30 protein-coding genes and 1 other annotated feature are annotated in these 25,254 nt (G+C 54.1%); all 30 genes read right to left on the bottom strand.

The window, feature by feature from the left end; translation table 11 throughout:
• Positions 1-7: 7 nt before the first annotated feature.
• The 30 genes from rpsQ to AAFN83_RS21335 all read right to left on the bottom strand — a co-directional run bounded on the left by rpsQ (position 8) and on the right by AAFN83_RS21335 (position 25,241).
• Positions 8-271: a 30S ribosomal protein S17 gene (gene rpsQ / locus AAFN83_RS21480; protein ID WP_347773222.1), complete on the bottom strand. Its 264-nt coding sequence runs from the start codon at positions 269-271 to the stop codon at positions 8-10.
• Between the two features lie 31 nt (positions 272-302).
• Positions 303-500 carry a 50S ribosomal protein L29 gene (gene rpmC, locus AAFN83_RS21475; RefSeq protein WP_058300202.1) on the bottom strand — a complete coding sequence of 66 codons (198 nt, stop codon included), beginning with the start codon at positions 498-500 and terminating at the stop codon, positions 303-305.
• Entirely contained in the window at positions 497-925 is a 429-nt protein-coding gene (rplP, locus tag AAFN83_RS21470) for a 50S ribosomal protein L16 (RefSeq protein ID WP_058300201.1), read from the bottom strand. The genes rpmC and rplP overlap by 4 nt, the downstream gene beginning before the upstream one ends.
• A gap of 2 nt (positions 926-927) precedes the next feature.
• Entirely contained in the window at positions 928-1,590 is a 663-nt protein-coding gene (gene rpsC / locus AAFN83_RS21465) for a 30S ribosomal protein S3 (RefSeq protein WP_347773219.1), read from the bottom strand.
• A gap of 13 nt (positions 1,591-1,603) precedes the next feature.
• A complete protein-coding gene (gene rplV, locus AAFN83_RS21460; RefSeq protein WP_347773217.1) occupies positions 1,604-1,939 on the bottom strand; it encodes a 50S ribosomal protein L22 in 336 nt (111 codons plus the stop codon).
• A gap of 80 nt (positions 1,940-2,019) precedes the next feature.
• Positions 2,020-2,304: a 30S ribosomal protein S19 gene (gene rpsS, locus AAFN83_RS21455; protein ID WP_347773215.1), complete on the bottom strand. Its 285-nt coding sequence runs from the start codon at positions 2,302-2,304 to the stop codon at positions 2,020-2,022.
• A gap of 39 nt (positions 2,305-2,343) precedes the next feature.
• Positions 2,344-3,174 carry a 50S ribosomal protein L2 gene (rplB, locus tag AAFN83_RS21450; RefSeq protein ID WP_347773213.1) on the bottom strand — a complete coding sequence of 277 codons (831 nt, stop codon included), beginning with the start codon at positions 3,172-3,174 and terminating at the stop codon, positions 2,344-2,346.
• 33 nt (positions 3,175-3,207) lie between these two features.
• Positions 3,208-3,498 carry a 50S ribosomal protein L23 gene (rplW, locus tag AAFN83_RS21445; protein WP_347773211.1) on the bottom strand — a complete coding sequence of 97 codons (291 nt, stop codon included), beginning with the start codon at positions 3,496-3,498 and terminating at the stop codon, positions 3,208-3,210.
• Entirely contained in the window at positions 3,498-4,121 is a 624-nt protein-coding gene (rplD, locus tag AAFN83_RS21440) for a 50S ribosomal protein L4 (protein ID WP_347773209.1), read from the bottom strand. Before rplD ends, rplW begins: the two co-directional genes overlap by 1 nt.
• Before the next feature lie 21 nt (positions 4,122-4,142).
• Positions 4,143-4,766, bottom strand: coding sequence for a 50S ribosomal protein L3 (gene rplC, locus AAFN83_RS21435; protein ID WP_347773207.1), 624 nt, complete (start codon positions 4,764-4,766; stop codon positions 4,143-4,145).
• 45 nt (positions 4,767-4,811) lie between these two features.
• Complete coding sequence (rpsJ, locus tag AAFN83_RS21430; RefSeq protein WP_027087350.1) at positions 4,812-5,120, bottom strand: 30S ribosomal protein S10; 309 nt, start codon at positions 5,118-5,120, stop codon at positions 4,812-4,814.
• A 249-nt stretch (positions 5,121-5,369) separates the two neighbouring features.
• Positions 5,370-6,560, bottom strand: coding sequence for an elongation factor Tu (tuf, locus tag AAFN83_RS21425; RefSeq protein ID WP_347773204.1), 1,191 nt, complete (start codon positions 6,558-6,560; stop codon positions 5,370-5,372).
• A gap of 36 nt (positions 6,561-6,596) precedes the next feature.
• Positions 6,597-8,672 (bottom strand): elongation factor G, encoded by a 2,076-nt coding sequence (gene fusA / locus AAFN83_RS21420; protein WP_347773202.1) that lies wholly within the window; start codon positions 8,670-8,672, stop codon positions 6,597-6,599.
• 41 nt (positions 8,673-8,713) lie between these two features.
• A complete protein-coding gene (gene rpsG / locus AAFN83_RS21415; RefSeq protein WP_347773200.1) occupies positions 8,714-9,184 on the bottom strand; it encodes a 30S ribosomal protein S7 in 471 nt (156 codons plus the stop codon).
• A gap of 45 nt (positions 9,185-9,229) precedes the next feature.
• Complete coding sequence (gene rpsL / locus AAFN83_RS21410) at positions 9,230-9,652, bottom strand: 30S ribosomal protein S12 (RefSeq protein WP_347773198.1); 423 nt, start codon at positions 9,650-9,652, stop codon at positions 9,230-9,232.
• Positions 9,653-9,778: 126 nt separating this feature from the next.
• The gene (locus AAFN83_RS21405) at positions 9,779-10,030 is read right to left on the bottom strand and encodes a 50S ribosomal protein L7ae-like protein (RefSeq protein WP_347773196.1); all 252 of its coding nucleotides are present in this window, start codon (positions 10,028-10,030) and stop codon (positions 9,779-9,781) included.
• Positions 10,031-10,206: 176 nt separating this feature from the next.
• Positions 10,207-13,860, bottom strand: a complete 3,654-nt coding sequence (rpoC, locus tag AAFN83_RS21400) for a DNA-directed RNA polymerase subunit beta' (protein WP_347773194.1) — start codon at positions 13,858-13,860, stop codon at positions 10,207-10,209.
• Between the two features lie 154 nt (positions 13,861-14,014).
• Entirely contained in the window at positions 14,015-17,551 is a 3,537-nt protein-coding gene (rpoB, locus tag AAFN83_RS21395) for a DNA-directed RNA polymerase subunit beta (protein WP_347773192.1), read from the bottom strand.
• 567 nt (positions 17,552-18,118) lie between these two features.
• Positions 18,119-18,715 carry a class I SAM-dependent methyltransferase gene (locus AAFN83_RS21390; protein WP_347773190.1) on the bottom strand — a complete coding sequence of 199 codons (597 nt, stop codon included), beginning with the start codon at positions 18,713-18,715 and terminating at the stop codon, positions 18,119-18,121.
• A 79-nt stretch (positions 18,716-18,794) separates the two neighbouring features.
• Positions 18,795-19,157: a 50S ribosomal protein L7/L12 gene (rplL, locus tag AAFN83_RS21385; protein WP_347773188.1), complete on the bottom strand. Its 363-nt coding sequence runs from the start codon at positions 19,155-19,157 to the stop codon at positions 18,795-18,797.
• A gap of 88 nt (positions 19,158-19,245) precedes the next feature.
• Positions 19,246-19,755, bottom strand: a complete 510-nt coding sequence (gene rplJ / locus AAFN83_RS21380; protein WP_347773186.1) for a 50S ribosomal protein L10 — start codon at positions 19,753-19,755, stop codon at positions 19,246-19,248.
• 42 nt (positions 19,756-19,797) lie between these two features.
• Positions 19,798-19,947: a sequence feature (ribosomal protein L10 leader region), on the bottom strand.
• Positions 19,948-19,990: 43 nt separating this feature from the next.
• Positions 19,991-20,683 carry a 50S ribosomal protein L1 gene (gene rplA / locus AAFN83_RS21375; RefSeq protein ID WP_347773184.1) on the bottom strand — a complete coding sequence of 231 codons (693 nt, stop codon included), beginning with the start codon at positions 20,681-20,683 and terminating at the stop codon, positions 19,991-19,993.
• A gap of 141 nt (positions 20,684-20,824) precedes the next feature.
• Positions 20,825-21,250, bottom strand: coding sequence for a 50S ribosomal protein L11 (rplK, locus tag AAFN83_RS21370; protein WP_347773182.1), 426 nt, complete (start codon positions 21,248-21,250; stop codon positions 20,825-20,827).
• 224 nt (positions 21,251-21,474) lie between these two features.
• Positions 21,475-22,008 (bottom strand): transcription termination/antitermination protein NusG, encoded by a 534-nt coding sequence (gene nusG / locus AAFN83_RS21365; RefSeq protein ID WP_347773180.1) that lies wholly within the window; start codon positions 22,006-22,008, stop codon positions 21,475-21,477.
• A gap of 21 nt (positions 22,009-22,029) precedes the next feature.
• A complete protein-coding gene (secE, locus tag AAFN83_RS21360; protein ID WP_058300181.1) occupies positions 22,030-22,242 on the bottom strand; it encodes a preprotein translocase subunit SecE in 213 nt (70 codons plus the stop codon).
• 20 nt (positions 22,243-22,262) lie between these two features.
• Complete coding sequence (gene rpmG / locus AAFN83_RS21355) at positions 22,263-22,412, bottom strand: 50S ribosomal protein L33 (protein WP_040953140.1); 150 nt, start codon at positions 22,410-22,412, stop codon at positions 22,263-22,265.
• Between the two features lie 307 nt (positions 22,413-22,719).
• Complete coding sequence (gene sigH / locus AAFN83_RS21350; RefSeq protein ID WP_347773177.1) at positions 22,720-23,367, bottom strand: RNA polymerase sporulation sigma factor SigH; 648 nt, start codon at positions 23,365-23,367, stop codon at positions 22,720-22,722.
• Positions 23,368-23,526: 159 nt separating this feature from the next.
• Positions 23,527-24,033, bottom strand: a complete 507-nt coding sequence (locus AAFN83_RS21345; protein WP_347773175.1) for an NYN domain-containing protein — start codon at positions 24,031-24,033, stop codon at positions 23,527-23,529.
• A gap of 7 nt (positions 24,034-24,040) precedes the next feature.
• Entirely contained in the window at positions 24,041-24,781 is a 741-nt protein-coding gene (rlmB, locus tag AAFN83_RS21340) for a 23S rRNA (guanosine(2251)-2'-O)-methyltransferase RlmB (protein WP_347773173.1), read from the bottom strand.
• A 40-nt stretch (positions 24,782-24,821) separates the two neighbouring features.
• Positions 24,822-25,241 carry a Mini-ribonuclease 3 gene (locus AAFN83_RS21335; protein ID WP_347773171.1) on the bottom strand — a complete coding sequence of 140 codons (420 nt, stop codon included), beginning with the start codon at positions 25,239-25,241 and terminating at the stop codon, positions 24,822-24,824.
• Positions 25,242-25,254: the final 13 nt, after the last annotated feature.

Below are 25,254 nucleotides of genomic sequence, written 5' to 3'. Positions count from 1 at the left end.
GTAGGCCTTAGATGATGACAGCTTTCTCTACGATTTCAACCATTCTCCAGCTCTTGTCCTTGGACAACGGGCGGGTTTCCATGATCTTCACCGTATCGCCAATCTTGGCTTCGTTGTTTTCATCATGTGCCTTGAACTTCTTCGTGTATTTAATCCGCTTGTGATACAAGCTGTGCTTTTTGTAGGTTTCGACGGCAACCACGATGGTTTTGTCCATCTTGTCGCTGACGACCTTGCCAACTTGAACTTTACGTTCCTTGCGTTCTGCCATGTTTCATCCTCCTCTCTGGGCTTGGATCGGATTAACCGATACCGAGCTCCCTTTCACGCAAAATGGTTTTGGCCCGTGCAATTTCTTTGCGCACGTTGCGGATTTGAGTCGGGTTATCCAATTGGCCGGTGGCCAGCTGGAAACGGAGGTTGAACAGCTCTTCCTTGAAACCTGCCACTTTTTGCTCGATTTCGGCACTGGTCAGGTTGCGGAGATCGCTAGCCTTCATTCTGCTTCACCACCCAGTTCTTCGCGTTTTACAAACTTCGTCTTGATCGGCAGCTTGTGAGCGGCAAGACGCATGGCTTCGCGTGCAATCTCTTCGCTTACGCCTGCCAGTTCAAACAGGATCTTGCCCGGTTTAACAACAGCTACCCACTTCTCAACGTTACCTTTACCGCTACCCATCCGAACTTCGAGGGGTTTTTGGGTGATCGGCTTCGAAGGGAAAATTTTGATCCATACTTTACCGCCCCGTTTGATGTAACGGGTCATGGCAATACGAGCAGCCTCGATTTGGCGGTTCGTGACCCATGCCGGTTCGAGAGCCTTCAGGCCGTATTCACCGAAGGATACTTCGGTTCCGCCCTTGGCGTTCCCTTTCATCGTACCGCGGTGCTCCTTACGGTGCTTAACGCGCTTTGGTACCAACATGATTAGTTTCCTCCTTCCCGGACAGCCTTCTTCTTAGCCGCAGGAAGAACCTCGCCACGGTAGATCCAGACTTTTACGCCGATCCGACCGTAGGTGGTGTGTGCCTCAGCCGTTCCGTAGTCGATGTCTGCACGCAGGGTGTGCAGCGGTACGGTGCCTTCGCTGTAGCCTTCGGTACGAGCGATTTCGGCGCCGCCCAGACGGCCACTTACCGAGGTCTTGATTCCTTTGGCTCCCGATCGAATCGTTCTTTGGATCGATTGCTTCATGGCGCGACGGAAGGAAACACGGCGCTCCAGTTGTTGAGCAATGCTTTCCGCAACGAGGATCGCGTCGAGCTCGGGGTTTTTGATTTCGGTGATGTTGATGTGAACTTTCTTGTTCGTCAGCTTCGACAGGTGCGTACGGATCGTTTCTACTTCAGATCCACCCTTGCCGATTACCATACCAGGCTTAGCCGTATGGATGGTGACGTTCACGCGGTTTGCAGCGCGTTCGATATCGATATGGGAAACCGAAGAATCCTTCAGCTTGCCCTTCAGGTATTCACGGATCTTGACGTCTTCCATCAGCAGGGTGCCGTAATCTTTACCAGCGTACCACTTGGACTCCCAGTCACGGATGATGCCGATACGAAGACCGATTGGGTTTACTTTTTGACCCACACGTTTTCCCTCCTTATTTTTCGGATACCACCAAGGTGATGTGGCTCGTGCGTTTGTTGATGCGGCTTGCGCGACCCATGGCGCGTTCACGGAACCGTTTCATCGTCGGGCCTTGGTTCACATAGGCTTGCGAGATGACCAGTTTGCTCGGGTCGAGCTGGTAGTTGTGCTCTGCGTTGGCAATAGCCGAGTTCAGGAGCTTCTCAAGAATCGGGGATGCCGCACGCGGCGTATTGCGCAGAATCGCGATCGCTTCGCCCACTTGCTTGCCGCGGATCAAATCGATGACCAGCTGAGCCTTGCGGGGTGCGATGCGGATGAACTTCGCATTAGCAGTTGCTTGTTGCATGGGATGAACCTCCTCTCATACCGTAGAAATCAATGTCTTCGGCTTCCCGCTTGGGAAAACCGGTCTGGGAAAGACCGGTTTTAGCGGCGGCCGGTCTTCTTGTCGTCGTCGGTGTGCCCTTTGTACGTGCGCGTCGGGGCAAACTCGCCGAGCTTGTGTCCCACCATGTCTTCCGTTACATAAACCGGAACATGCTTTCTTCCGTCGTACACCGCGAACGTATGTCCGATGAACTGCGGAAAAATCGTGGAACGGCGCGACCAGGTCTTGATGACCACTTTACGTTGAGTGGTGTCGCCGGCCTCTTCGACTTTCTTAAGCAGATAGCTGTCTACAAAAGGTCCTTTTTTCAAGCTGCGTCCCATTGAAGATCCTCCCTTCCATAAGCCTTATCTCGTGCAATCTTATTTCGTGCGACGGCGTACAATGTACTTGTTGGAAGCTTTGTTCTTCTTGCGGGTCTTGTAGCCGAGAGTCGGTTTGCCCCAAGGAGACAAAGGCGATTTGCGGCCGATCGGAGCGCGGCCTTCGCCACCGCCGTGCGGGTGATCCACTGGGTTCATGACGACACCGCGGACTTCCGGACGCTTGCCCATGTGACGAGCACGACCGGCTTTACCGATCTTCACGAGCTCGTGGTCGCCGTTGCCGACGGAGCCGATGGTAGCGCGGCAGTTCTTCAGAATGCGACGTACTTCACCGGAGGAAAGACGAATGGTGACGTAGTCTTCTTCTTTACCAAGCAGTTGAGCTTCCGTACCGGCTGCGCGGACCATTTGGCCGCCTTTACCAGGCTTCAGCTCGATGTTGTGGATAACGGTACCGACCGGGATGTTCTCCAGCGGAAGGGCATTGCCCACTTTGATGTCAGAGCCAACACCGGAGGTGATGACGTCATCAACCTTCAAACCCTTCGGGGCGATGATGTAACGCTTTTCCCCGTCCACATAATGAATCAAAGCGATGTTAGCCGAACGGTTCGGGTCATACTCGATCGTAGCAACGCGACCGGGTATTCCATCTTTGTTCCGCTTGAAATCGATAATCCGATATTTGCGCTTAGCACCGCCGCCTTGGTGACGAACCGTAATCTTACCTTGGTTGTTACGGCCGGCTTTCTTGCTAAGAGGCGCAAGCAAAGATTTCTCCGGTACGCTCGCGGTGATCTCTTCAAATGTAGAGACGGACATCGAGCGACGAGCCGGCGAAGTCGGTTTGTATTTTTTTACTGGCACTTGGATTCCCTCCTTACTCGAAAGATGGTGGTCTTACACGGTTTCAAAGAATTCGAGTTCTTTGCTTTCCGGGGAAAGAGCCACGATGGCTTTTTTCCACTCCGAGCGGTAGCCGGAGTAACGGCCGTAGCGCTTCGGTTTAGCCGGCATGCGAAGCGTGTTTACGCTCACTACCTTCACTTTGAAGATCGCTTCAACGGCTTGCTTGATTTCGGTCTTGTTGGCGCGGATGTCCACTTCGAAGACATACTTCTTGGCAGCCATCAGGTCGCTGGTACGTTCCGTAATGACCGGGCGCTTGATAATATCGCGAGGATCTTTCATTACGCCAGCACCTCCTGTACTTTCTCGACCGCTTCCTTGGTGATGATCAGCTTGTCATGCAGCATGACGTCAAGGACGTTGATGCCGGATGCGCTGACGAACTTCACGCCCGGGATGTTGCGGGCGGAGAGAGCGACGTTCTCGTTGAATTCACCGGTGACAACCAGCGCGCGGCGGTCTGCCTTCAGGTTCTTCAACAGGCTGACGATCTCTTTCGTCTTCGGAGCTGTGATGCTCAGTTGATCAAGAACAACGATGTTATTGTCGATCACTTTGGAAGACAGTGCGGATTTGATAGCGAGACGACGAACTTTCTTCGGCAGCTTGTAGCCATAGCTGCGAGGAGTCGGGCCAAATACGATCCCGCCGCCCTTCCATTGAGGAGCGCGGATGGAACCTTGGCGAGCGCGGCCGGTTCCTTTTTGTTTCCACGGCTTGCGTCCGCCGCCGCGAACTTCCGAACGGCCTTTCGTGCTGTGCGTACCTGCACGCAGGGAAGCCTGCTGCATGACAACAGCCGAGTGAAGCACGTGTACATTCGGTTCGATACCGAATACGGATTCGGACAGCTCGATTTCGCCGACTTCCGAACCGCTGACGTTGTAAACTGCTACTTTAGGCATGGTGATCCTCCTTTCCGCTTCTTACTTCTTAACCGTCGATTTGACGGAAACGTAGCTATTTTTAGGGCCCGGAATGGAACCCTTGATGAGCAGCACATTGCGTTCCGTGTCGACTTTCACCACTTGCAGGTTTTGCAGGGTTACGGTTTCGACACCCATGTGGCCCGGAAGGTGCTTGCCCTTCGGTACACGGTTCGCTTGGATCGAACCCATCGAACCTGGTCCGCGGTGATAGCGGGAACCGTGAGCCATCGGCCCGGTGTGTTGTCCCCAACGCTTGATGTTACCTTGGAACCCTTTACCCTTGGAAGTGCCCGTGACATCAACGAATTCGCCTTCGGAGAACACGTCAGCCTTCAATTCTTGGCCAACTTCATAATCAGACAAAGTTACCCCGCGGAATTCTTTAATGTAGCGCTTAGGGGCCGTGCCCGCTTTGTTCGCGTGGCCCAGCTCAGGTTTGATGGCGTTTTTCTTTCTATCGTCAAAGCCGAGTTGGATCGCTTCGTAGCCGTCGTTCTCCACGTCTTTCTTTTGGAGGACTACACAAGGACCAGCCAGGATGACGGTTACCGGAATAACCGTACCATCAGGAGTAAAAACTTGAGTCATGCCCAGTTTCTTACCTAAGATACCTTTAGTCATGTTGACACCTCATTTCATTCACATGTGGATAATTAGTTTCTACTATTAAAGCTTGATTTCGATGTCCACGCCGGACGGCAGGTCCAAACGCATGAGAGCGTCGACCGTTTGCGGGGTCGGGTTGACAATGTCGATCAAGCGCTTATGCGTACGCATTTCGAATTGTTCCCGGGAATCCTTGTACTTGTGAACCGCGCGAAGAATCGTGATGATTTGCTTCTCAGTCGGAAGCGGAATCGGTCCCGATACACCTGCACCGGTACGTTTTGCCGTTTCAACGATTTTCTCTGCGGACTGGTCAAGAATCCTGTGATCGTATGCCTTCAAGCGGATACGAATCTTTTGCTTTGCCATATAAGTCCCTCCTTCTATCGCCCAATTTGTAATCGGACATACTCCGTGGAAATTCTCCAATACCCCACCCAATGGCAAAGGGGCCGGGTGTATCGGCAACCTCCCACATCATCGCAACGTCACAGACCAACGTTCACTATTATATAACAAGGCCCAGATGAAAAGCAAGAAAGATTTCAAGCTTTTTTAAGCCGATTTAAAAAAGGACTCCTGTCGATCGACAGGAGCCCTCCAGTTCGAGGTCGAAGCTTATTTGCTGATCGTGACAACGGAACCCGCGCCAACCGTGCGGCCGCCTTCGCGAATCGTGAACTTCGTTCCTTCTTCGATAGCAACCGGTGCGATCAGCTCGACGGTAACGGTGATGTTATCGCCAGGCATAACCATTTCGGTGCCTTCCGGAAGGTGGATGATTCCCGTTACGTCCGTGGTGCGGAAGAAGAATTGCGGACGGTAGCCCGTGAAAAACGGTTTGTGACGACCGCCTTCTTCTTTCGTCAGAACGTATACGGAAGCGGTGAAGTTCGTGTGCGGCTTAACGGAACCCGTCTTCGCCAGAACTTGGCCGCGCTCGATGTCTTTACGGTCAACACCGCGAAGCAGTGCGCCGATGTTGTCGCCGGCTTGAGCGGAGTCAAGCAGCTTGCGGAACATTTCAACGCCCGTAACGACGGTCTTGCGAGTTTCTTCGGCGATACCAACGATTTCAACTTCGTCGCCGACTTTAACCGTACCGCGTTCTACACGACCGGTAGCAACCGTACCGCGACCCGTGATCGTGAACACGTCTTCGACCGGCATCAGGAAAGGCTTGTCGGTTTGACGTTCTGGCAGCGGAATGTACTCTTCGATCTTGTTGAACAGGTCAACGATCTTTTCAGCCCATTCGCCATCCGGGTTTTGCAGAGCTTCACGAGCAGAGCCGTGAATGATCGGCGTGTCGTCGCCCGGGAAGTCGTATTCGCTGAGCAGATCACGGATTTCCATTTCAACCAGTTCAAGCAATTCAGCGTCTTCTACCATGTCGCACTTGTTCATGAATACGACGATGTAAGCAACACCTACTTGACGGGACAGAAGGATGTGTTCGCGCGTTTGCGGCATCGGACCGTCAGCTGCGGATACAACCAGGATCGCTCCGTCCATTTGAGCAGCACCGGTGATCATGTTCTTCACATAGTCGGCGTGTCCCGGGCAGTCAACGTGAGCGTAGTGGCGGGAAGCCGTTTCGTACTCAACGTGAGCCGTGGAGATCGTGATACCGCGTTCGCGTTCTTCCGGAGCTTTGTCGATTTGGTCGAAAGCTACGGCTGCGCCGCCGTATTTCTTGGAAAGAACAGTGGTAATCGCTGCCGTCAGGGTCGTTTTACCATGGTCGACGTGACCGATGGTACCGATGTTCATATGCGGCTTATTGCGTTCGTATTTAGCTTTACCCATTGAAACGATTCCTCCTTAATTTAGCGGTTATGATGGTTATGCACCTTTGTGCTTAGCCACGATTTCTTCGGAAATGGACTTCGGCACTTCTTCGTAATGGGAGATTTCCATCGAATAGACGCCGCGTCCTTGCGTCCGGGAGCGCAGGGTGGTGGAGTAACCAAACATTTCAGACAGCGGCACCTTCGCACGGATGATTTGAGCTCCGTGACGGGCGTCCATGCCTTCGATGCGTCCACGGCGGGAGTTCAGGTCGCCCATAACGTCGCCCATGTACTCTTCCGGAACGGTTACTTCTACCTTCATGATCGGCTCGAGCAGGACAGGATTACACTTGTCCTTGGCAGCCTTAAGGGCCATCGAACCAGCAATCTTAAACGCCATTTCGTTGGAGTCGACATCATGGTACGATCCATCGAAGATGGTTGCTTTGATATCAACGAGCGGGAAGCCGGCAAGAACACCGTTCTTCATCGACTCTTCGATACCTGCTTGAACCGGAGCGATGTATTCGCGCGGAACCACGCCGCCCACGATCTTGTTCTCGAACAGGAACCCTTCTCCTGGTTCGCGCGGAGCGAACTCGACCCATACGTGACCGTATTGACCGCGACCACCGGATTGACGAACGAACTTGCCTTCGACCTTCGCCGAGGAGCGGAACGTTTCGCGATAGGCAACTTGGGGTTTACCCACGTTGGTTTCTACCTTGAATTCGCGCAGCATCCGGTCAACAATGATCTCCAGGTGAAGCTCGCCCATCCCTTGAATGATCGTTTGGTTGGTTTCTTCATCGGTGTAATAACGGAACGTCGGATCTTCTTCCGCCAGCTTGGAGAGGGCAACGCCCATCTTGTCTTGGTCGGCTTTGGTCTTCGGTTCAACAGCGATGGAGATAACCGGATCCGGGAAGTTCATGGACTCGAGGATAACCGGGTTTTTTTCGTCGCACAGGGTGTCCCCGGTGGTCGTGTCTTTCAGACCAACGGCAGCCGCGATATCACCGGAATAGACTTCCTGGATTTCTTGACGGCTGTTCGCGTGCATCTGAAGGATACGGCCGACGCGTTCACGCTTGTTCTTCGTGGCATTCAGAACGTAAGAACCGGAGTTCAGAACGCCCGAGTACACGCGGAAGAAGGTCAAGCGGCCCACGTAGGGGTCCGTAGCGATTTTGAAAGCGAGTGCGGAGAACGGCTCGTTATCGGCCGAACGACGCGTTACTTCGCTGCCGTCTTCCAGATGTCCCTTGATGTCCGGAACATCGATCGGAGCAGGCAGGTAGTCCACAACGGCATCCAGCATCGGCTGTACGCCCTTGTTGCGGTAGGAAGAGCCGCAGATAACCGGGAAGATCTTCACTTCGCAGACACCTTTACGGAGAGCGGCTTTGATCTCAGGAATCGAGATCTCTTCGCCTTCCAGGTACTTGAGCGTAAGTTCTTCGTCCAGTTCAGCAACCTTTTCTACCAGCTCAAGGCGGAGCTCTTCGGCTTTGTCTTTCAACTCAGCCGGGATCTCTACTTCTTCAGCTTGCTTACCCAGGTCGTCCTTGTAGACGTGTGCCTTCATTTCGACCAGGTCGATCATGCCGATGAAGTCGTTCTCGGCTCCGATCGGAAGTTGAATCGGAACAGCATTTGCTCCGAGCTTTTCACGCATTTGCTGAACAGCTCCGAGGAAGTCGGCTCCGATGATATCCATTTTGTTGACGTAAGCAATGCGGGGCACTCCGTAACGGTCAGCTTGACGCCATACCGTCTCGGATTGCGGTTCTACGCCTTCTTTGGCGCTGAACACGCCCACTGCTCCATCCAGAACGCGCAGGGAACGTTCAACTTCAACGGTGAAGTCGACGTGTCCCGGGGTATCGATGATATTGATGCGGTGGCCCTTCCATTGAGCGGTGGTTGCGGCAGACGTAATCGTAATGCCGCGCTCTTGTTCCTGCTCCATCCAGTCCATCGTGGCAGCACCTTCGTGCACTTCCCCGATTTTGTGGGTACGGCCGGTGTAGAACAAGATCCGTTCCGTCGTGGTCGTTTTACCAGCATCAATATGTGCCATGATCCCGATGTTACGCGTATCTTTCAAGGAGAACTCTCTTGCCATGGGGTATTCTCCTTTCGTATGAACCGGTCGTAACCGGGGTTCTACCAGCGATAGTGAGCGTACGCTTTGTTGGCTTCCGCCATCTTGTGCGTGTCTTCGCGTTTCTTGACGGATGCGCCGGTGTTGTTGCTGGCGTCGATGATCTCGGCAGCCAGACGCTCTTCCATCGTCTTCTCACCACGAAGGCGAGAATAGTTTACCAACCAACGGAGACCGAGGGTGGTACGACGTTCCGGACGAACTTCAACCGGTACTTGGTAGTTAGAACCACCTACACGGCGAGCTTTCACTTCCAGAACAGGCATGATGTTCTTGATGGCAGCTTCGAACACTTCCATCGGATCCTTACCCGTGCGTTCTTGAATCGTGGTGAACGCGTTGTACAGGATCTTCTGTGCGGTTCCCCGCTTGCCGTCGATCATGATACGGTTAATCAAACGAGTAACCAGTTTGCTGTTGTAAATGGGATCAGGCAGCACGTCTCTTCGTGTTACAGGACCTTTGCGCGGCATAGTTATCCCCCTTTCTTACGGAATCGTCTAGCAGATTATGCGCCATTATTTCTTGGCGGCTTTCGGACGCTTTGCGCCGTATTTGGAACGGGCTTGTTTGCGGTTGTTGACACCAGCGGTATCAAGTGCTCCGCGAACGATGTGATAACGAACACCAGGCAAGTCCTTAACCCGTCCACCACGAACCAGCACAACGCTGTGCTCTTGGAGGTTGTGGCCAATCCCCGGGATATAGGCGGTTACTTCGATCCGATTGGACAGACGTACCCGAGCATATTTACGGAGAGCGGAGTTCGGTTTCTTCGGCGTCATCGTACCGACACGAGTGCAAACTCCACGTTTTTGCGGTGCGCTCAGATCGGTTTCTTCTCTTTTCAGTGCGTTGAAGCCTACTTGCAGAGCCGGCGACTTGGATTTCACCACCTTGGCTTTGCGGCCTTTACGTACTAATTGATTGATTGTCGGCATTACTGCACCCCCTTCCAGTCATTCTATTCCTTCTTGTATTGCAAGCCCACAGATCCAGGTGAGTCGCAATTGGACAAAGGAAACGTTTTTGCCACCGGGGACCGGCAACAAAAACGGTCAGGTCCTTCATTCAGTTGCAACTGCCGCTACGGCGGCTCCCACTTCGATTCCGCATGCTTTGCCAAGCTGCTTCATGGAATCGACGTAAGTGATGTTCACTCCGCATTTCTTGCAGAGGTTCACCACTTTGCCGGTGAGACGCGGATCCGCATCTTTGGCAACAAAGACTTCCGTCGCTTCTCCAAGCTCGATCATTCTTGTCGCCTGCTTCGTGCCAATCCGGAGCTTTCCAGCCTGCTTCACTTTATCATAAGACATAAGAAATCATATCCTCCAAAGCACAGGAAAACAATCGATTTTGGCACACTACGACATAATAGCATTCACCCTAGTTCCATGTCAAGGAAAGTTCGGGCTTTCTGCAAAGAAAGTGAACGATCCTTGACATGAACGAGAGGTTATCCCCATGGGGATAGAGTTACAAAACTTCCGATTTACTGAACTTCTACAGCATCCACTTGTTCTGCTGCTTCGGAGACTTCTCCTTCAAGCTCAGCTGCTTCCGGTTCACCCAGTACGCCATTGGCGTCGCTCAGGCGAATGCTGCGGTAGCGGGCCATCCCGGTACCTGCCGGAATCAACTTGCCGATGATAACATTCTCCTTGAGGCCGAGCAGTTGGTCCACCTTGCCCTTGATCGCAGCATCGGTGAGCACCCGCGTCGTTTCCTGGAAGGAAGCGGCGGAGAGGAAGGAGTCGGTTTCGAGCGACGCCTTCGTGATCCCGAGCAGTACCGGTTTGGCAACTGCCGGCTCATCACCACTTAGAAGTGCTTGCAAATTGGCAGCTTCGTATTCATGCATATCGACGAAGGAGCCCGGCAGGAGCGTCGTGTGGCCCGCATCGATGACGCGGATCTTGCGAAGCATTTGCCGGATCATGACTTCGACGTGCTTGTCGTTGATTTCTACGCCTTGGTTCCGGTATACGCGCTGAACTTCTTGAAGAATGTAGTTCTGCACGCCGCGGATACCCTTGATGCGAAGCATGTCTTTCGGGTCGATCGAACCTTCGGTAAGCTCATCCCCTGCTTCGACTTGCTGATCCTTGTAGACGCGAATTCGGGAACCATAGGTGACGGAGTATACCTTGGATTCGGCTTCGCCTTGAATTTCAATCTCACGGCGATCTTTCGCTTCGCGGATATCCTTCACGACACCGTCGATCTCGGAGATGATCGCTTGACCCTTCGGATTACGGGCTTCGAAGAGCTCCTGAATCCGCGGAAGACCTTGCGTGATGTCGTCTCCGGCAACGCCCCCGGTATGGAACGTACGCATCGTGAGCTGGGTTCCCGGTTCCCCGATGGATTGGGCGGCGATAATCCCTACCGCTTCCCCGATCTCCACGTGATCCCCGGTCGCCAGGTTGCGGCCGTAGCACTTCTTGCAGACGCCATGACGAGCGCGGCAGCTGAGAACGGAGCGAATCTGAACCTTCTCAACCCCTGCATTGATGATCTCGTCCGCAATGCTCGGTTCGATCAGTTCGTTGCGGCCAACGATGACCTCGCCCGTTTGCGGGTGCTTGAGCGTTTCGAAGGCATAACGACCTTCAATGCGGTCGTACAGATCCTCAATGACTTCCTTACCGTCCTGAATACGGCTAACGGAGAAGCCCTTGTCGGTTCCGCAATCATCTTCGCGTACGATGACATCCTGCGCAACGTCGACGAGACGACGGGTCAAGTACCCCGAGTCAGCCGTCCGAAGCGCGGTATCCGCCAGACCCTTCCGGGCGCCGTGGGTCGAGATGAAGTACTCAAGGACCGTCAGACCTTCACGGAAGTTCGAGATGATCGGCAGTTCATAAATCCGGCCGGTCGGCGTTGCCATCAGGCCCCGCATCCCACCGAGTTGGGTGATTTGCGATTTGTTACCCCGTGCTTTCGATTCGACCATCAAGCTGATGGAGTTGAACCGGTCGAGCGACTTCATCAGGATGTCCGTCAGTTCGTCCTTCGTTCGGCTCCAGATGCCGATGACTCGGGTGTAACGTTCTTCGTCGGTTATTAATCCGCGACGGAATTGATTCGTTACCGTACTGACCTTTTCATTGGAATCCTTAATGATACGCGCTTTTTCCGGCGGAATGGTAACATCGGAGACAGCGATGGAAATCCCGGCCTTCGTCGAGTAGGTGAAGCCATTCTCTTTGATGCGGTCCAGGATGACCGACGTTTCGGTCGTCTTGTAGCGACGGAAGCACTCGGCGATGATGGAACCCAGGTATTCCTTGCCCACGCCCTTCGTATCGGGAGCGTCCGCGATACGTTCCTGAATGTTCGCACCCTTTTCAAACACAAAGTGCTTGTCAGAGATGCCGTTCAAGAGATTTTCCTTCGTCGCTTCGTTGATATAAGGGAAATCGTCCGGATAGATTTCGTTGAAGATAATCTTTCCGATCGTGGTGATGATCATCGCTTTTTGCTGTTCAGGGGTAAAGCTCGTCTTGTGCAGCAGCTTCGCCGGAATGGCAACGACTGCGTGCAGGGAAGCGATCCCCCGTTGGTACAGGGAAATGGCTTCGTGGATCGAGCTCAGCACCGAACCGGTTCCCGGAGCATTCTTATCGGCAACCGTCAGATAGAAGCTGCCGAGAACCATATCCTGGGAAGGCGTGACGACCGGCTTGCCATCCTTCGGGTTCAGGATGTTGCCCGAAGCGAGCATGAGCAAGCGAGCTTCGGTTTGGGCCTCAGCCGAGAGCGGAACGTGCACGGCCATTTGGTCACCGTCAAAGTCGGCATTGTAAGCCGTACATACGAGCGGGTGAAGCTTGATAGCCTTGCCTTCGACCAGGATGGGCTCGAACGCCTGAATCCCGAGTCTGTGCAGCGTGGGGGCACGGTTCAGGAGAACCGGATGCTCGCGAATGACTTCTTCAAGAACGTCCCATACCTCTGCGCTGCTGCGTTCCACCTTGCGCTTTGCACTCTTGATGTTATGAGCGAGGCCCTTGTTGACCAGCTCTTTCATGACAAACGGCTTGAACAGCTCAAGCGCCATTTCCTTCGGAAGACCGCATTGGTACATCTTCAGGTTCGGACCTACGACGATAACGGAACGACCAGAGTAGTCAACGCGCTTGCCGAGCAGGTTTTGACGGAAGCGACCTTGTTTCCCCTTCAGCATGTGCGACAGGGACTTGAGCGGACGGTTGCCTGGGCCCGTTACCGGGCGGCCGCGGCGGCCGTTGTCGATCAGGGCGTCGACGGCTTCTTGAAGCATCCGCTTTTCGTTCTGTACGATGATGTCCGGAGCGCCCAGGTCAAGCAGGCGCTTCAAACGGTTATTCCGGTTGATGACCCGACGATACAGGTCATTCAAGTCGGACGTGGCGAAACGGCCACCGTCGAGTTGAACCATCGGACGAAGCTCCGGAGGAATGACCGGCAAGACATCAAGGACCATCCAGTCCGGCTTGTTCTTGGAGTTGCGGAACGCTTCGATGACTTCCAGACGCTTGATCGCCCGATTGCGACGTTGTCCTTGAGCTGTGCGAAGCTCTTCCTTGAGCGATTCGAGCTCGCGTTCGAGGTCGATGTCCTGCAGAAGCTTTTTAACGGCTTCAGCACCCATACCGGCCTGGAAGGCGTAGCCGTATTTTTCACGGTAGCTGCGATATTCCTTCTCGGAGAGAAGTTGTTTCTTCTCGAGAGGCGTGTCGCCTGGGTCCGTTACAACGTAGGAAGCAAAGTAAATGACTTCCTCAAGGGAGCGAGGAGACATGTCGAGGGCGAGACCCATACGGCTCGGAATGCCCTTGAAATACCAGATATGAGAGACCGGAGCGGCCAGCTCGATGTGGCCCATGCGCTCACGGCGAACCTTTTGACGAGTGACTTCGACGCCGCAGCGATCGCAGACAACGCCTTTATAGCGAACTCTCTTGTACTTGCCGCAATGACATTCCCAGTCTTTTGTCGGTCCGAAGATCTTCTCGCAGAAGAGGCCTTCTTTTTCCGGCTTCAGCGTACGGTAGTTGATCGTTTCGGGCTTCTTGACTTCGCCGCGAGACCAGGAGCGGATTTTCTCCGGAGAGGCGAGGCCGATTTTCATGTATTCAAAATTGTTTACGTCGATCAAGGAGCAACCCTCCTCAAGATTGAAAAGCTGGATATCAGAAATGACACGGTGGCTTGCCGAAGGCCCCGGGCTTCGGAACAACGAAAACCGGGGCGCCTCAAGCAAGCGATCAATTATGCTACGGCCGAAAGGCCGCTACTGGTGAGACCGGGAGTTATTCGACGCCGTATTCTGCGCCTTCGAGATTGAGGTTCAGCTTGTCGCTGGCCACATCGTCCTCGTCGTCGAGCTCTTTCATTTCGATCTCCTCTTCGTTCTCGGAGAGGATCTTGACGTCCATGCCAAGGCTTTGCAGTTCCTTGATGAGAACCTTGAAGGACTCCGGTACGCCCGGCTCCGGCACGTTCTCGCCTTTGACAATGGATTCGTAGGTCTTAACGCGTCCAACCACGTCATCGGACTTGACGGTCAAGATTTCTTGCAGGGTATAGGCAGCGCCGTAGGCTTCCAGCGCCCATACTTCCATTTCCCCGAAGCGTTGGCCGCCGAACTGAGCCTTACCACCGAGCGGCTGTTGCGTAACGAGGGAGTACGGACCAGTTGAACGGGCGTGGATCTTGTCATCAACCATGTGCGCCAGCTTAATCATGTACATGACGCCGACCGTTACTTCGCGCTCGAACTGTTCGCCTGTACGACCATCATAGAGCTTGGTCTTACCATTCCGTTGCATGCCGGCTTCGACCATCGTGTCGAAGACGTCATTTTCGTGCGCACCGTCGAAGACCGGTGTCGCTACGTGGATGCCAAGACCGCGGGCAGCCATGCCAAGATGAACCTCCAGCACTTGCCCGATGTTCATCCGCGACGGAACCCCGAGCGGGTTCAGCACGACTTGAACCGGCGTACCATCCGGCATGAAAGGCATGTCTTCTTCCGGAAGAATCCGGGCGACGACCCCTTTGTTTCCGTGACGGCCGGCCATCTTATCGCCTTCAGAGATCTTCCGCTTTTGCGCGATGTAGACGCGCACGAGCTGGTTGACGCCTGGCGGCAATTCATCGCCGTTCTCGCGGGTAAAGACTTTCACGTCAACGACGATTCCGTCGGTGCCGTGAGGAACGTGCAGCGAGGTGTCGCGCACTTCGCGCGCCTTCTCGCCGAAGATCGCGTGCAGGAGGCGTTCTTCCGCCGTCAGCTCGGTTACACCCTTCGGGGTTACCTTACCGACGAGGATATCGCCGGCTGCGATCTCTGCCCCGATGCGGATGATGCCGCGCTCATCCAGATTCTTGAGCGCTTCTTCCCCGACGTTCGGGATGTCACGGGTGATCTCTTCCGGTCCGAGCTTGGTGTCCCGTGCTTCCGACTCATACTCCTCGATATGAATCGAGGTGTAGACGTCTTCCTTCACGAGCTTCTCGGAGAGAAGGATCGCATCCTCGTAGTTATAGCCTTCCCAAGTCATGAAGGCTACGACCACGTTACGGCCGAGCGCCAATTCGCCTTGCTCCGTGGAAGGACCGTCGGCGAGGATATCACCGGCTTGAACCACTTCACCGCGGAAGACGAGCGGACGTTGGTTGATGCATGTTCCTTGGTTGGAACGTTCAAACTTATGAAGCTTGTATTTGTCCAGGTTGCCGGTGACGACCTTGCCGTCCACGGTTTCCTGGCGACGTACCCAGATTTCGTTGGCAGACGTCCGTTCGATAACACCCGGGTGCTTGGCGACAATGCAGACGCCCGAGTCCTTCGCAGCCTTATGCTCCATCCCGGTACCGACAAACGGCGAACGAGGAACAAGCAACGGTACCGCTTGACGCTGCATGTTGGATCCCATGAGCGCACGGTTGGAGTCGTCATTCTCAAGGAACGGAATGAGCGCCGTAGCAACCGAAACCACTTGCTTCGGCGAAACGTCCATGTAATCGACGCGTTCACGCGGAAGCGTCAGGATTTCATCCTTGAACCGAACGATGACCTGTTCATCCAGGAAGCTGTTCTCTTCCGAGAGAGAAGCATTCGCCTGTGCGACGACGTAGTTATCTTCTTCGTCAGCCGTCAGGTAATCAATGTGCTCCGTAACAACACCAGTCTTCGGATCGACGCGGCGGTAAGGAGCTTCAATGAACCCATACTCGTTGATCCGCGCGAAGGTGGACAACGAGTTGATCAACCCGATGTTCGGACCTTCCGGCGTTTCGATCGGACACATCCGGCCGTAGTGGGACGGGTGAACGTCACGCACTTCCATGCCGGCCCGTTCCCGGGTCAGACCACCCGGTCCGAGTGCCGACAGACGGCGCTTGTGCGTAAGCTCGGCGAGCGGGTTCGTTTGGTCCATGAACTGCGAAAGCTGGGAGCTTCCGAAGAACTCTTTGATCGAGGCAATGACCGGACGAATGTTGATCAGCGCTTGCGGCGTGATGACATTCGCGTCTTGGATGGACATGCGCTCGCGAACGACGCGCTCCATCCGGGACAGCCCGATACGGAATTGGTTCTGCAGCAACTCACCAACGGAGCGAAGACGACGGTTGCCCAGGTGGTCAATATCGTCGATGTTTCCGATGCCGTGCAGCAGGTTAATGAAATAGTTGATCGACGCGATGATGTCAGCCGGCGTGATGTGCTTGACGGACTTGTCGATAATGGAGTTGGAGATGACCTTGATGACCTTGCCATCTTCCTGCGGAGAGTAGACATTCACCACTTGCAGCGGGATGTCTTCCGATTCGGATACGCCGCCCGCAACAGGGAAGGCTCTGCCGTTCAGGTTCTTCTCCAGGAAGGGAAGGACTTGGTCCAACAGACGACGGTCAAGCATTTGACCGGCCTCTGCCAGGATTTCTCCGGTTTCCGGATCAACCAGCGACTCAGCCAGACGTTGGTTGAACAGACGGTTCTTGATATGCAGCTTCTTGTTGATCTTGTATCGACCCACATTGGCCAGGTCGTAGCGCTTTGGATCAAAGAAGCGAGCCACGAGCAGGCTCTTCGCATTATCCAGCGTAGGCGGCTCGCCTGGACGCAGGCGCTCGTAGATTTCAATCAACGCTTTTTCGGTAGAGTCGGTGTTATCCTTGTCCAAGGTATTGCGGATAAACTCGTCATCACCGAGCAGATCGAGGATTTCAGCATCTGTGCCAAATCCAAGTGCGCGCAAAAGCACCGTTACCGGGATCTTCCGCGTACGGTCGATCCGTACATAAATGATGTCCTTCGCATCGGTTTCCAGCTCTAGCCAGGCACCGCGGTTCGGAATAACCGTAGCCGTGAAGGTCTTTTTCGCGTTTTTATCGGTTTTCGTGCTGAAATAGACGCTGGGGGAACGAACGAGCTGACTGACGATAACACGCTCCGCACCGTTGATAATGAAGGTGCCGGTGTCCGTCATCAGCGGGAAGTCGCCCATAAAGACTTCCTGCTCTTTTACTTCCCCGGTCTCCTTATTGATCAGGCGAACCTTCACCCGGAGGGGAGCTGCGTAGGTAACATCGCGTTCTTTCGAATCGTCTACGGTGTATTTGGGCTCGCCCAGGCTGTAATCGATGAACTCCAACACCAGATTGCCCGTAAAGTCCTGAATCGGGGAAATATCCTGGAACATTTCCCGCAGGCCCTCATCCAGAAACCATTGATACGATTTCTGCTGAATTTCAATCAGGTTGGGGACTTCCAAGACTTCGTTGATCCGCGCGTAACTTCTGCGTGTGCGTCGTCCGAATTGTACAAGATGACCTGCCAACTTTTCTTCACCCCTTGTGTCTACTCAATAAAACGATTAGCGGTTCGAAAATGCGTTTCCGTCCAACCTATGAAAGCTTGTGGAAGCGCCCTTTCGGACAGCGATAAAACAAGAAAAAGCTTCAATGATGAAGCCTTCCGCGACTTCACCTGCCGATGCTTACGCGGTCAAAGTCTTTCTTGTGATGTGCGGCCGGTCTCGCGAACTGCCATCTCTTCTTGCAAAGAGCGGCAACCGCAAGTGCCAGATCGACCGGACTCTCGGAAAAACAGTTTTCCCGCCTGCCCATCGATATTGAAAACGGCCGAGTCTCCTACTCAATAGATATTGCCCAAAAAAGGAGTAATATACGCCATTCGGGCCAACTTTATGCACAAGCCCCTGCCATTGCCCGATTGACAAGCGTCTGCCGGCCGACAGCGCCTCTCTGGCAAGAGAAAAGGCTTGACATTTTAGTCAACTAAAGACATGGAGCCCATTTTATACTGACATTTAATTATGATACCACAAAGCAAATAGAGAGTCAATCGGAAAACTGACCCTCCCGTGATAGGCTTCGCTTCTTGCCTATTTCTCGCAAACAATGATCCGGTACCCTTTGTCCTTGTCCACTTCCTTAACGGAAGAGAACAAGGTCTCCAATTTGGAAACCGCCGAAGGCGCCCCCTGTTTCTTCTGGATGACCACCCACAGCTTGCCTCCCGGCACCAAACCATCCGCCGCCTGTTCAAAGATACGGTGAACGATCTCTTTGCCTGCGCGGATCGGCGGATTCGTGAGTACACAATCAAAGCTCCGGTCTCGCACGGCTGACAAGCAGTCGCTTACGAGCACCTCTACGTTGTGGATGCCGTTCGCTTCTGCATTTTGACGGCTGAGCTCTACGGCCCGCTCATTTACATCCACCATCGTAATGCTTGCGCTGGGAACCAGCTTGGCCGCCGTCAGCCCGATCGGACCATAGCCACAGCCAACATCCAACACCCGAGCTTTGTCTGCGATTTGCATGGAGCGGATAAGGGCTTTGCTCCCATAATCGATGCCGCCCTTGGAGAATACGCCCGCATCGGTCAGGAAGGTAAAGTCGATGCCGCGGAGCGTTTCCTTCAAGGTTCGGGTATCGTGTTTCACCGTCGGCTTTCCGGTATAGTAATGCTCGCTCATGCCAAAGCCTCCCGCTTCCGGTGATGGATAAAAACCCCCTTGAAGTCAACCTTCAAGGGGGTTCTGTGCAAGGGCAACCTTACTTCACTTCTACGGTTGCGCCGGCTTCGGTCAGCTTAGCCTTGATAGCTTCAGCGTCATCCTTGGATACTTTTTCTTTGATTGCCTTCGGTGCGCCGTCAACCAGGTCCTTCGCTTCCTTCAAGCCGAGACCGGTGATTTCGCGAACAACCTTGATTACGTTGATCTTGGATGCACCAGCGTTAGCCAGGATTACGTCGAATTCGCTTTGTTCTTCAGCTACCGGAGCAGCTCCGCCGCCTACAACTGCTACTGGAGCAGCTGCGGTTACGCCGAATTCTTCTTCGATTGCTTTTACGAGATCGTTCAGTTCCAGAACGGTCATGCCTTTGATGGCTTCAAGGATTTGCTCTTTGCTCATGGTTAACCCTCCATGGATTCATAGTTATGGCTTCGAATGAAGCGTGTCTGTTGCGAAATGTTACGCGATCAGCCCGTACGGAAGAAGCTTACGCTTCGGCTCCGCCTTCTTGCTTCTCGGATACGGCCTTGACTGCGAGCGCGAAGTTGCGCATCGGAGCTTGGAGCACGGAAAGCAGCATGGACAGAAGTCCTTCGCGGGAAGGAAGATCCGCCAGCGCCTTGATTTGGTCGAAACCGACCACTTTGCCTTCGACAACGCCGCCCTTGATGTTCAGCTTGTCGTTCTTCTTAGCGAAGTCGGCGAGGATCTTAGCCGGGGCGATCGCGTCTTCATTGCTGAATGCGATGGCCGTCGGGCCGGTCAGGTATTGGTTAAGCTCGGAGAGCTCAGCGTCAGCCGTTGCGCGGCGAACCAGGGTGTTCTTCAATACTTCGAATTCCACACCTGCTTCACGCAGTTGCTTCCGAAGTTCCGTTACCTGGGACACGTTCAGGCCGCGGTAGTCCACTACAACCGTAGTAGAGCTATCCTTCAGCTTGCCGGATACTACCGAAACTTGTTCTTGTTTCGACTCCAAAATCTTTGCGTTTGCCATCGTTACACCTCCTGTTACTGTCGTCCTGCCATCGAGCGGATGTCCGATATAAGAAGGGCCTTCGTGCATTCCGCACGAAGGCCCGAAATTCGATGTTCATCATGAACGGTCGAACTGTATTCGAACGCCTCGGGAGGAAATTAAGCCCGACACACGGGCACCTACTGTCTACGGCAGACTATTCGATTCCAAAAACCCTAGCCATCATACCAGACGGGCAAGCCCGTGTCAAGGCTTAACGGAAGGATTGGAGATTCAGCTTAACGCTCGGTCCCATCGTGGACGCAACCGCTGCACCCTTCAGGTATACACCCTTGGCAGCAGCTGGCTTCGAACGAACGAGGGCGTCGATCAGAGCGCGCAGGTTATCAGCCAGTTGTTGCTCCGAGAACGAGGCTTTTCCGATCGGGGCATGGATTTGTCCCGCACGGTCCAGACGGTACTCGATCTTACCGGCTTTGATTTCTTGCACAGCCTTCGTCACATCGAACGTAACGGTGCCTGCCTTCGGGTTCGGCATGAGGCCCTTACCGCCAAGCAGACGACCCAGCTTCCCTACTTCGCTCATCATGTCCGGCGTAGCTACGCAGACATCAAAGTCGAACCAGCCTTGCTGAATCTTGTTGATCATGTCTTGATCCCCGACAAAATCAGCGCCGGCTTGTTCCGCTTCCTTGGCTTTGTCGCCCTTCGCGAACACGAGCACGCGCTTCGTTTTACCGGTTCCGTGCGGCAGTACCACTACGCCACGAACGGCTTGGTCTTGTTTCTTCGGGTCAACTCCGAGACGGATAGCCGCTTCGACGGTTTCGTCGAATTTGGCCGTCGCGTTCTTCTTGACCGCGGTCACCGCATCGAGAAGCTCGTAGAGAGCATCTTGATCGATGTTCTTGACCGCTTCGGCATACTTCTTACCATGCTTCGGCACGTCTTGTTCCTCCTTTGTGGTGTTAACGGAATATCCTCCCACATACGACTCAAGGAGTCGTTATCCAAATGGTAAACGGAAAGTCTCTAAACGAGTCAATCGGTTTCGGGAAGCTCGCATTTGGATGATGCCGGACTGCAATTAGTCGGCGATCGTGATGCCCATGCTGCGGGCGGTACCTTCGACCATGCGCATAGCGGCTTCAACCGATGCTGCGTTCAGGTCTTCCATTTTTTGCTCGGCGATTTCACGAACTTTGTCGCGCTTTACCGTAGCAACTTTTTTCTTGTTCGGTTCGCCGGAGCCTTTTTGGATACCAGCTGCAACGCGAAGAAGAACAGCGGCGGGCGGAGTTTTCGTAACGAACGTGAAGGAACGATCTTCGAACACGCTGATGACGACCGGGATAACCAGGCCGGCTTGATCGGCGGTACGAGCATTGAATTCCTTACAGAACGCCATGATGTTTACGCCTGCTTGACCGAGGGCCGGACCGATAGGCGGAGCCGGATTTGCTTTCCCTGCGGGGACTTGCAGTTTGACCATTTTGATCACTTTTTTAGCCATGAGGGACACCTCCTTGCTGGAATGTGGTCGAACGGGTAATACCCTCCCACCTAAGGCAAAACGGCTGACAGGCTGCTGCGGAGAACTCCGCCACCCCTGAAGCCGGTTAACCGCGCGCCGAACCGCACTGAGCGGTCGGCATTCATGTGCCGTCCATATAGGACGAAGCTCGCGCCAAACCCATTATAGAGCACAAGCCGAGTGCCAACAGCCCCCGGTGTGTCCTATAATTTTTCCACTTGAGTGAAGTCCAACTCGAGCGGGGTTTCGCGCCCAAACATGTTCACGTGCACCTTCAGCTTGTTCTTGTCGAACAGAATCTCTTCGACGGAACCCACGAAGTCGGCGAATGGTCCAACCTTCACGCGAACGGTTTCTTTGAGCTCAAAGTCGATCCGTGGTTTCGGCTCTTCAATGCCCATATGGCGAAGAATAGCCTCCACCTCTTCGGCCAGAAGCGGAGTCGGCTTGGAACCTGATCCGGTAGAGCCCACAAAGCCGGTAACACCAGGCGTATTGCGGACGACATACCAGGAGTCGTCGGTCTGGATCATTTCCACGAGGACATAGCCCGGGTAGACCTTGCGCATGACGGTTTTCTTCTTGCCGTCCTTGCTTACCACTTCCTCTTCCATCGGAACGAGGACGCGGAAGATCTTGTCGGTCATGTTCATGGACTCGACGCGTCTCTCCAAATTGGCCTTCACTTTGTTCTCATACCCGGAGTAGGTATGGACAACATACCATCGTTTCTCCATGATCGTCTCCTTGCGTCACTCTTATTTAGTGACCAATCTCACGATCTCGGAAATGATCAAATCCAAGATAGTGAAATAGATTCCCACGAAAATGACCGTAGTGATAACCACGATCGTGTAGCTGGTCAATTCCTTGCGTCCCGGCCATTTGACCTTACGCAGTTCCGCCCAACTTTCCGCGAAGAAGGAGAACGTGGAGCTGAATCCTTGCTTCATTCTGGCTACGAATCCCACAACAGCACCTCCGTATTACCTTAACGGGTCTCGCGATGAAGCTGATGAGAATTGCAGAATTTGCAATATTTCTTCTTCTCCAAGCGGTCAGGGTTGTTACGCTTGTTCTTGTTGGACGTGTAGTTTCTTTGTTTGCAGCTCGTACAAGCCAACGTGATAATAACCCGCATGGATCACACCTCCCGAGACAACCTGAATTAAAGAACCCCGATTGTCTTGAGCAGACTCCGACAAATAGGGTTACCTAAAATAATTTAGCACAGCGTCAAGTGCCTGTCAAGTGAACCGACAGGACTCTGGCAATTCTCGAGAGATTCGCAGAAACCGGAGGGGCGCAAGCCAAGAGGCCGGGCGGAATCAGCCTCCACCCAGTATGGACGAAAATACCAGGAGTTATACCACCAAAGCACCGATTGCTTCCTCTCTTCCCAGTAAAAAAAGCATCCGTCGTTCCCGGAAGGAACCAGATGCTCTTGATTAGACCATATCACGAACTTCTAAGTATTTTTCCAGCTTGCGCTTCACCCGCTGAAGGGCGTTATCGATGGACTTTACATGACGGTCAAGATCTACGGCGATCTCCTGATAGGAGCGTCCGTCAAGATAGAGCATGAGGACTCGGCGTTCCAGGTCGCTCAGAATCTCGCCCATCTTATCCTCCAGGCCGGAGAATTCCTCCTGGTTGATGATGAGCTCTTCCGGATCGGTTACCTTTGATCCGCAGATAATATCCAGCAAGGTGCGGTCGGACTCTTCGTCATAGATGGGCTTGTCCAGCGAGACATAGGAATTGAGCGGAATGTGCTTCTGGCGGGTTGCGGTCTTGATGGCCGTGATGATCTGCCGGGTGATGCACAATTCGGCAAAGGCCTTGAAGGAGGCCAGCTTGTCTCCCCGGAAATCCCGGATGGACTTATACAGGCCGATCATGCCTTCCTGCACGATGTCCTCTCGATCCGCGCCGATCAGGAAGTAGGAACGGGCTTTGGCCCGAACGAAATTCTTGTACTTGTTGATCAGGTGTTCCAGAGCATCACTGTTCCCCGCTCTTACCGCCTCGACATTGTCCTCATCGGTCAAAAGGGCATAGTCCTGCATTCTTAAATCATTGAGGTCAATACCCACGAAAATCCCTCCGGCTTGGCCTGTCAGGCAGCAATTGCGAAACGCAGAAAAATGGGAAAATAAGCAAACATATGAAATAAGTATACCTGATAGCTCCGATTATCGTCAACCTGTTTCGGAGCGGGATGCCAAGTGAAAATTCAGGCAGAACAAGGAACTTCATTCGCGCCTCCACTGTTCAAACCGCTTTCGGAGATCATCGCTGAGCTTGCTGTCGATGGTATTCGCGGATTTTCTTGAATCCTCCAGCTGTTTGCGGACTTCCTTGCGGCTCTCTTTGACCTTCGACAGGAGCTCTCTCGCCGGCAGGCGAAAGGCCCCCCGACCGAAGATCACATGCTGTTCCGTCATATCGGAGGTAGCCACGTAGACGTGCCGCCTCCTGCCGATCAGATCGGACACGAGCCGCTCGATCAGCTCGTCAGCCGTTTCCTTCTCCTTCGTGTATACCACCTGAAGACGGCTCTGCTCGTACTTGCCGCCTATACCGGGTACCTGATGGGCGTCGAACACCAGGTAGACCTTCATCCCCGAGAACGCCTGATAGTCCGCCATAATGTCGATCAGGCGGTCCCGCGCATCCTCCAGACGGATGTCCCTCAATCGGGCGAGCTCAGGCCAGGCTCCGATGATGTTGTATCCGTCGACGATCAGATAGTCCTTCATGACCGGCCTACTGGACGATCCGGCGCTGACGGACAACCTCGTACATGAAGAGCGAGGCGGCAACGGAAGCGTTCAACGAGTTGATGCTTCCGAACATCGGGAGCTTCACGAGGAAGTCGCATTTTTCCTTGATGAGGCGCCCCATGCCTTTGTTTTCGTTGCCGATAACCAGTGCCAGGGGCATGCGGAAATCGGTGCGGTAAATATCCTGCGTTGCGCTGCCGTCGGTTCCCGCCACCCAAATCCCGCGCTTCTTGAGGTCATCGATCGTCTGGGCCAGATTGGTCACCTTGGCCACGGGGACGTATTCAATCGCTCCCGCCGAGGTTTTTGACACCGTCGCAGTAAGACCGACCGAGCGCCGCTTGGGAATGACAACACCGTGAACCCCGGTGCATTCAGCCGTCCGCAGAATGGAACCAAGGTTATGCGGGTCCTCGATCTCATCCAGCAGCAGAAGAAAAGGCGGCTCGCCGCTTTCTTCTGCTGCTTGAAGGATGTCGTCGAGCTCCGCGTATTCGTAGGCGGCCACCTGCGCCACGACTCCTTGGTGCTGAACGCTGCCTGCCATCTGATCGAGCTTGCGCTTATCTGCCGTCTGGGTCACGATGCCGAGCGCTTTCGCCTCGGCGAGAATCGGCGTCACGAGATGCTTCTGTGCGCCTTCCGCGAACCAGATCTTGTGAATGGGCCGCCCGGAACGGAGCGCCTCCAGCACCGAGTGCTTCCCTGCCAAATATTCTTCCATGTTCGTTCTTCCTCTCTGTTGGTTCCCTCTTGCTCGAGTGCTATCCAAGAATATCCGGGTAGGAGCTGATGCTGATCATGAGCAGATCGTGCAGCCGGTCAAGCTGCTGCCGGTAGTACAGATATCCAACGAGGCATTCAAAGGCGGTGCTGTGCCGGTAGACGAGCACGTCCGTGTTCTTCGGCACCGTCCCGCTCTTGGCATTGCGGCCGCGGCGGACGACATCCTGCTCTTCCTCCGTGAGAAGAGGAAGCCATCTCTCTAGCGCCTTGGCCTGCGCCTTCGCGGAAACGAAACGGCTCGCCTCGCGATGCAGGTGATGCGGTCGGTGATTCGGCTGGGCGATGAGGTACTGGCGCACGAACAGATCATAGATCGTGTCTCCCATGTAGGCGAGCGCCAGCGGGTTCATCAGCTTCGGATCCTTGGCCGGCGGGATAAATAAGGGGGCGGGTTCCATCGGTTCGTCCTCC

Source organism: Gorillibacterium sp. CAU 1737, assembly GCF_039888655.1.
In the GTDB taxonomy this organism is placed as follows: Bacteria; Bacillota; Bacilli; order Paenibacillales; family NBRC-103111; genus Gorillibacterium.
Note: the sequence above shows the minus strand (reverse complement) of the source record. Positions and strands in the feature narration are given on the sequence as shown.

Excerpts from the sequence above, each read along its gene's own strand:
- rpsL (WP_347773198.1), bottom strand. The coding sequence starts at position 9,652 with ATGCCGACAATCAATCAATTAGTACGTAAAGGCCGCAAAGCCAAGGTG.
- AAFN83_RS21345 (WP_347773175.1), bottom strand. The coding sequence starts at position 24,033 with ATGAAGGACTATCTGATCGTCGACGGATACAACATCATCGGAGCCTGG.
- rplJ (WP_347773186.1), bottom strand. The coding sequence starts at position 19,755 with ATGGCAAACGCAAAGATTTTGGAGTCGAAACAAGAACAAGTTTCGGTA.
- AAFN83_RS21390 (WP_347773190.1), bottom strand. The coding sequence starts at position 18,715 with ATGAGCGAGCATTACTATACCGGAAAGCCGACGGTGAAACACGATACC.
- rplK (WP_347773182.1), bottom strand. The coding sequence starts at position 21,250 with ATGGCTAAAAAAGTGATCAAAATGGTCAAACTGCAAGTCCCCGCAGGG.
- rplW (WP_347773211.1), bottom strand. The coding sequence starts at position 3,498 with ATGAAAGATCCTCGCGATATTATCAAGCGCCCGGTCATTACGGAACGT.
- rlmB (WP_347773173.1), bottom strand. The coding sequence starts at position 24,781 with ATGGAAGAATATTTGGCAGGGAAGCACTCGGTGCTGGAGGCGCTCCGT.
- rpmC (WP_058300202.1), bottom strand. The coding sequence starts at position 500 with ATGAAGGCTAGCGATCTCCGCAACCTGACCAGTGCCGAAATCGAGCAA.
- rpsG (WP_347773200.1), bottom strand. The coding sequence starts at position 9,184 with ATGCCGCGCAAAGGTCCTGTAACACGAAGAGACGTGCTGCCTGATCCC.
- rplP (WP_058300201.1), bottom strand. The coding sequence starts at position 925 with ATGTTGGTACCAAAGCGCGTTAAGCACCGTAAGGAGCACCGCGGTACG.
- rpsS (WP_347773215.1), bottom strand. The coding sequence starts at position 2,304 with ATGGGACGCAGCTTGAAAAAAGGACCTTTTGTAGACAGCTATCTGCTT.
- rpmG (WP_040953140.1), bottom strand. The coding sequence starts at position 22,412 with ATGCGGGTTATTATCACGTTGGCTTGTACGAGCTGCAAACAAAGAAAC.
- fusA (WP_347773202.1), bottom strand. The coding sequence starts at position 8,672 with ATGGCAAGAGAGTTCTCCTTGAAAGATACGCGTAACATCGGGATCATG.
- tuf (WP_347773204.1), bottom strand. The coding sequence starts at position 6,560 with ATGGGTAAAGCTAAATACGAACGCAATAAGCCGCATATGAACATCGGT.
- rplV (WP_347773217.1), bottom strand. The coding sequence starts at position 1,939 with ATGCAACAAGCAACTGCTAATGCGAAGTTCATCCGCATCGCACCCCGC.
- AAFN83_RS21405 (WP_347773196.1), bottom strand. The coding sequence starts at position 10,030 with ATGTCTTATGATAAAGTGAAGCAGGCTGGAAAGCTCCGGATTGGCACG.
- rplL (WP_347773188.1), bottom strand. The coding sequence starts at position 19,157 with ATGAGCAAAGAGCAAATCCTTGAAGCCATCAAAGGCATGACCGTTCTG.
- rpsQ (WP_347773222.1), bottom strand. The coding sequence starts at position 271 with ATGGCAGAACGCAAGGAACGTAAAGTTCAAGTTGGCAAGGTCGTCAGC.
- rpsJ (WP_027087350.1), bottom strand. The coding sequence starts at position 5,120 with ATGGCAAAGCAAAAGATTCGTATCCGCTTGAAGGCATACGATCACAGG.
- rplD (WP_347773209.1), bottom strand. The coding sequence starts at position 4,121 with ATGCCTAAAGTAGCAGTTTACAACGTCAGCGGTTCGGAAGTCGGCGAA.
- rplC (WP_347773207.1), bottom strand. The coding sequence starts at position 4,766 with ATGACTAAAGGTATCTTAGGTAAGAAACTGGGCATGACTCAAGTTTTT.
- nusG (WP_347773180.1), bottom strand. The coding sequence starts at position 22,008 with ATGGAGAAACGATGGTATGTTGTCCATACCTACTCCGGGTATGAGAAC.
- AAFN83_RS21335 (WP_347773171.1), bottom strand. The coding sequence starts at position 25,241 with ATGGAACCCGCCCCCTTATTTATCCCGCCGGCCAAGGATCCGAAGCTG.